This window comes from Reyranella sp., from assembly GCF_004297265.1.
Taxonomy (GTDB): domain Bacteria; phylum Pseudomonadota; class Alphaproteobacteria; order Reyranellales; family Reyranellaceae; genus Reyranella.
The window spans coordinates 1-6498 of the sequence record NZ_SCUT01000042.1; the positions used below are offsets into that span (position 1 = coordinate 1).

2 protein-coding genes and 1 pseudogene are annotated in these 6498 nt (G+C 67.6%); all 3 read right to left on the reverse strand.

Annotation, left to right across the window (positions count from 1 at the left end; genetic code table 11):
* Positions 1 to 117: 117 nt before the first annotated feature.
* Positions 118 to 315: pseudogene (locus tag EPO41_RS18220) on the reverse strand (DNA primase); the annotation flags it as partial.
* Positions 316 to 325: 10 nt separating this feature from the next.
* Entirely contained in the window at positions 326 to 4654 is a 4329-nt protein-coding gene (locus EPO41_RS18225) for a strawberry notch family protein (protein ID WP_296327836.1), read from the reverse strand.
* A 215-nt stretch (positions 4655 to 4869) separates the two neighbouring features.
* On the reverse strand, positions 4870 to 6498 hold a 1629-nt coding region (locus EPO41_RS18230), incomplete at its 5' end, for a DNA-binding protein (protein WP_296327839.1).

The following is a 6498-nucleotide window of genomic DNA, read 5'->3' on the forward strand; positions in this document are numbered from 1 at the left end:
CGTCGCGGGGCATCACGCACCTCCCCGCGTGCTGGCGTTATGTTGCGTAAAACTTGTCGATGGTCCGCAGGGCAGCGCCCAATCGCGGCTGCGCAACATAACTCTCGACGCAACATAATCGGTCCACTTGCCGGCAGCGCCCTTGCCATGGTCCGGGCCGCTCAAGCGCACGAACAGGCTGCGGCCCCGCGTGTTGGCGACATCGCCAACCAGCCAGTAGCGACCCTCGCGATGGCCGTTCGAAAGATAATGTCGGCACACCGCCTCGGCATTGCGTGCGAGGCGGCGGGCCAAGTCCGCAGCGCGCGATAGCATGACTGCCTCCTCACGCCGCTGCCCGACCGGCGATGCGCACGATCGGGTAGCGTTCCATCAGCCCGGCGAGGATCGAAGGGCCGGCAGGGCCGGTCGGCACGAACAGGCGGAGCTTCCAGGCGATGATCTCGGAGATCAGGCCCATCGCCTTCAGGCGATCGACCATGCCGTCGGTGAAGCCGAAGAGTTCCACCCGGAAAAGGCCCATCACCTTAGAGCGGCGCACGCTCAGTCCCTCCTGCAGCTCGAAGATGGTTCGACCGTCGAGCACGGCGGTCCAGGCATCCGCCGGCGCGAGGCTCACGCCATCGGCGCTGATGGCCTGCGCTACCCAGGCCGGCGACACCAGCCGGCCGATGACGCGCTCGCCGGCATCGGTCTGCAGGCGGTAGACCCGCATGGACTCGTCCGGCAGGCGCTTCCAGATCGGCAGCAGCAGGCCAGTGACGATATGGAGGTCGCTCTCTGTAAAAGGAGGTATCTCGGCGAGCTCCCGTGCCCAGGCTTGGGCAAACGCAGCTCGATCCGACCGTTGCCAGTGCGACTGCTCGAGGGCCGACACCGAAAGGGCTGTCCGCTCCATCGGACGCACGAGCCGGACGCGGCGTTCCACCTCGCCATCATCCAGCATGACGCTCGGCGCCGGGACCTGTATCGCCGCCCGGCCCGACTGCGCATTGACGAGCAGGAGCGCGCGAGGATCGCCGCCGCGGTCCAATGCCTCGGTCAGGGCGAGAGGCTGGTTGCGCTCCTGACGGCGGACCGTGAATACCTGCGTCTCGGCGCCGGTCGTCGGATGGACGTAGAGCGCCCGTCGGTCGGTCACGACCAGGCTCTCGGCCGTCAGCGTCTCGACGCCGACGTCGTAGGTGCCGGACACGCGCGCTCCCTCGATCTTCGCCCGTAGCAGATCCTCGAACACGCCGAACAGCGTGTTCTGAAGATCGATCGTCAGCGCCAGCAGCCGATTGAGGAACGTCGTGATCGGCGGCAGCTCCTCGCGCAGGCTGCCGTCCTGGTCGGTCAGGTGCAGGCCGGTCGCCGCCTGGAAGGCTTCCAGCGAGCACCCCTCGACCTTGCCGGCGAACAGCAACATGTAGAGCTGACGCAGCGCCGCCCGGCCGTAGGGCGATTCGAGATTATCGTCGGCGCGGAACAATCCCTGCCCACCGGTCTGGCGCTGGCCTTTGGTGATGGCGCCCAGGGTGTCCAGCCTCCGGGCGATGGTCGACAGGAACCGCTTCTCGGCCTTCACGTCGGTGGCGATCGGCCGGAACAAGGGCGGCTGAGCCTGGTTGGTGCGGTTGCTGCGCCCCAGGCCCTGGATGGCCGTGTCGGCTTTCCAGCCGGCCTCCAGCAGATAGTGCACACGCAGCCGCTGGTTCCGGGCGCCAAGGTCGGCATGATACGAACGGCCGGTGCCGCCGGCATCGCTGAACAGCAAGATGCTCTTGTCGTCATCCATGAAGGCTTGCGCTTCGGCGAGGTTGGCGGACCCTGGACGGTTCTCAACACAGAGCCGGTCGCCCTTGCGCACAATCCTCCGCGACCGGCCTGTCACCTCGGCGACCACGTCGGTACCAAAGCGCTGAACGATCTGGTCCAGCGCGCCCTGGACAGGCGCCAGCGACGCCAGCCGCTCGATCAGCCGGTCCCGGCGCTCGACGGCGTCGCGGCACTGCACAGGCTGGCCATCACGATAGACCGGCCTCGAGGAGAGATTGCCGTCCCCATCGGTGAACGGCTCGAACAGCTGGGTCGGGAAGCTGTGCGCCAGGTAATCGAGCACATACTCGCGCGGCGTGATGTCGACCTGCACGTCGCCCCATTCCTCGGTCGGGATGTCGGCCAGCCGACGTTCCATCAAGGCCTCGCCGGTGGAGACGATCTGGATGACGGCGGCATGACCGGCCTTAAGATCGCGCTCGATCGAGCGGATCAGGGTCGGCGTCTTCATTGAGGTGATCAGGTGCGAAAAGAAGCGCTGCTTGGCCGATTCGAAGGCCGAGCGGGCCGCCGACTTCGCCTGCGCATTGAGCGTGCCACGCTCGCCAGTGACGTTGGCGGCCTGAAGCGCGGCGTCGAGGTTGTTGTGGATGACCTGGAAGGCGCCGGCATAGGCGTCGTAGATGCGGATCTGCTCGGGCGACAGCGCATGCTCGACCAACTCGTACTCCACACCCTCGTAGGACAGGGATCGTGCCGCGTAGAGGCCGAGCGCCTTGAGGTCGCGAGCAAGCACTTCCATGGCCGCGACGCCGCCGGCCTCGATCGCCTGCACGAACTCGGCGCGCGTGGCGAACGGAAAGTCCTCGCCACCCCAAAGCCCTAGCCGCTGGGCATAGGCGAGGTTGTGCACGGTGGTGGCGCCCGTGGCGGAGACATAGATGACGCGGGCGTTGGGCAGCGCATGCTGGAGCCGCAGGCCGGCACGTCCCTGTTGCGACGGCGCCTGATCGCCGCGCTCACCCTTGCTGCCGGCGGCATTGGCCATGGCATGGCTCTCGTCGAACACGATCACTCCATCGAAGTCCGATCCCAGCCAATCGACGATCTGCTGGACCCGCGAAACCCTTTCCTCGCGCGCATCGGTCCGTAGCGTGGCGTAGGTGGTAAAAAGGATGCCCTGCTCCAGGCGGATGGGTGTGCCCTGGCGGAATCGCGCCAGCGGCGTGATCAGCAGGCGCTCCATGCCGAGCGCCGACCAGTCGCGCTGGGCGTCCTCGATCAGCTTATCGGACTTCGACACCCATACGGCGCGTCGGCGGCCTTGCATCCAGTTGTCCAGCAGGATGCCGGCGACCTGGCGGCCCTTGCCCGCACCGGTGCCGTCGCCCAGCATCCAGCCGCGCCGGAACCGGACAGCATTCTCGGCATCGTCGGGCGCGGCTGACACGACATCGGAGGTCTCGTTTACTACCCACGAGCCGGCAAGGTGGCCGCCGTGCGCTTCGCCGGCATAGATGACGCTCTCGAGCTGGGCATCGGACAGCAGCCCGTCGCCGACGACACTGGCCGGAAGGTGTGGTCGATAGGTGGGCTTGGGCGGCGCGACGGACGCCATGGCCGCCGACTGCACCAGCCGCGTCGGATGCGACTGCGCACCGGCAATCCGGATGGACTGCAAGTCGTATCCTTCGTACAGCGCCTCGGTGAGGCTGCCGCCCTCGGCGGGCTTCCAGTCGACGGCCTCGTAGGCGAGCTCAGTGCCCACTCGTTCAAGCGAATCGCCGGCAACGGCGCGTGGCTGCCGTGCAGGCCTCCGGTTCGACATGACCGTGACGGGAGGGACGGATGCAGGAAGCGCGGTGCCATGAACAGGCAAGCGCGGTGGAACATGCGACGTCACCCATTGGAGCAACGTCGCGGCGTCGGGCGCCATGCCGAGTAATGCCGGAAAAGATCTCGGATCATCGGCAGGTACGCGATCGATGACCGTCAGCCGAGTCTCGACCGTGGTGCCATGACGGGCATAAACGCGACCATCGACCGCTGCGCTGAACACGACACAGCCGCGTTCCTGGAGGCGGACGAAGGCCTCTCGCCACGATGGATGGTCCGGCGAGAAACTGGCCCCGGTGATCGCGACCAGGCGCCCGTCGTCGGCGAGGCGCGCAAGCGCCGACGAAACATGGCGCAGGGCGGCATCCGCGACCGTGCCGTCGACATGCGCCGCAGCCGAGAACGGCGGATTCATCAGCACGACGCTCGGGCGCACAGCACCGTCGAGATGGTCGTGGATGTGAGCCGCGTCGTAGCGTGTCGTTACGACAGCGGGGAATAGCCGTCCGAGCAAGGCCGCGCGCGTCGCCGCCAGCTCGTTCAGGGCCAGACTGCTGCCCGCGAGCTCGGCAAAGATGGCGAGCAGACCCGTCCCTGCCGAGGGCTCGAGCACGAGATCGGCCGGACTGATCGCAGCAGCGCTCGCGGCAACAAACCCGAGCGCGAGCGGCGTCGAGAATTGCTGCAGCGCCTGGCTCTCCTCGGATCGGCGGGTATGGGTGGGAAGGAGTGCCGCGATCCTGCCGAGCATGGAGAGCTCGGCAGCCGGCGTGCCAGCCCGTGCCCGGATGGCGGGACCGAACTTGCGCATGAACAGCACGGTCGCCGCTTCGCAGGCGTCATAGGCGGTCTTCCAGTCCCAGGCGCCGGCTGCATCGGAGCCGACGAAGGCGTGCTCCATGGCGTCACGCAGGACGATCGCATCGATGCGGGTGCCATGCTCGAGATGTGGGAGAAGAAGCTGCGCTGCCGCGGCAATGCCGGCGGACGGATCCGCAGCGGGGGCGCGCGAGCGTAGCGGCGCGGGTGCCGCGGCCGAGAGGGAGACATTCGACATGGAAGAGACCTCGGGAGAGCGGGAACGGTCCGAACCGGAAGGCGCTCTCTCTGGATCCCGCCGGCTCAAACCCGTCCCGGCCGTCCTCTCCCTCTCCCCTTGCGCATCGAACGTGCGGAATCTCTCAAAGGAAAAAGCCCGGCACGGCGGCCGGGCTTATCCAACGATGGGCGGCAAGAACGCAGGACGGCCGAGGCCACCCCGCGGCGTTCGCGCTACTCGGCAGCAATGGCAGTCGGCTCGACCTCGTCCGTCACAGCGTCCTGCCCTTCATCGTCGGCGAGGAAAGCGGGAAGCTCCTCGGCTGACTCGATGGGTGTGTCCGACATGTCCGCGCTGTCGACGAGCCGCAGCGGTTCGGGTAGCCAGCCGGTGCCGTCGAGCAGCCGCTCGGCCTCCTTCGCCATCTCCGCCTTCTTGAGGTGATCAATGAGCTGCGCTGCCTGGTCGCCCTTGGCTTCCCGCACCGCTTCGAGGATGCGGGGCTTGGTGACGCGGCCAAGGTAGTTGTCGACGGTGGGCCGCCAGCCGGCTTCGACCATGTCGAGGTGGACGGCGCGGGCGAGCCGGTCGGCCTGGGCGATGCGCTGCTGCACACCATGCGCCGAGACGCCCGGTCCGCCGTAGCGGTCGCCCTTCTCGTAGAGGGCGTTCACGCCGAACGACACGCAATGCGCCAGCAGCGCGGCGCGGCGGTTGTCGTCGAGCAAGGCGAGCCAGTTCCACAGCGCGCGGTCGTCCTTGGGCAGCTCGGCCTTCCAGGCTTCGTGCCGGTCGGCGACTGCCTTGGCCGAAGTGCTGTCCTTCAAATCGGCCGATTGGGCAGGGAAGAACACATGCCGCACCGAGGCCTCCAGGCACGCGCCGGGCGCGCTGTGCTGGAAGGTGTCGAGGCAGAGCTTGTGCAGCAGCGCCGTCAGGGCGACGTGGGGGCTGTTCGCCACTGCGTCCCGCAGCGCCAGGGTGCGATGAGCCGTCAGCTCGCCCACGAGCCGCTCCGGCAGCGGCTTGATCGCATCGTCGTCGCCATCGTCCTCCGGCTGTTCGCTTCCGATGGTGATGACGGCACGCTGGGCCGGAGCGGCAGGCGCCGTCTCGTCCGCCCCGCCGATCTCGCCTCCTGCCGGATCTTCGCTGCCCGCCGGCACCGGCTCGTCTTCCTGCCTGACATAGCCGCGATCGGCCGAAAGGCGTCCATCGACGTCGATGCTGACGAACACGCCGGCACGCGCGATCTCGGCCAGCTCGTAGCGGACCGGACGGCTGTCGAAGGCGGCAAGCGCTTCCTCGATCTCGCCCAGCCGCGCGTCGACTTGGTCCGGCAGCTCGTCGGCGCCTTCGTACTCGCTCTCGAGCTTGGCCTGCTCGGCAGTGAGGGCGTCGAACGTCGTTTGCTCGTCGAGCGTGAGCTCGATCTCCACGCCCTCAAGCCGCCGAAGATGCTGGGCATGGCCGTAGCGGAAGTCGACGGCCACCTCGATCCACTTCCAGCCTTCGGCGGTGATTTTCTCGGCCTCGGACGCCAGCTTCTCGGTGGCCAGGCGGTCGAGCAGGGCTACGTCCTGGAGCCAGCCGCCTCCATCCTCCTCGAACAGATCGCGCAGCACCATGCCGCCGGCTGCCTCATAAGCATCGAGTCCGACAAACCGCGCCCGGCGTTCCGACGCGCGCACGGCGCTCTCGGTGAGCTGGCGGCGGATCAGGTAGGGTTCCTTGTTGTAGGACTGCTGCAATGCCTCCCAGACCTGCTCCTGACGGACGTGATCCGTGCTGACGGTGAAGGCCATGAGCTGCTCCAGAGTCATGCCGTCCTCGGCATAGATCCCGAGCAGCTTCTCGGAGAC

Bases quoted from the DNA above. Each gene is read 5' to 3' on its own strand.
- EPO41_RS18225 (WP_296327836.1), bottom strand. From the start codon at position 4,654: ATGTCGAATGTCTCCCTCTCGGCCGCGGCACCCGCGCCGCTACGCTCG.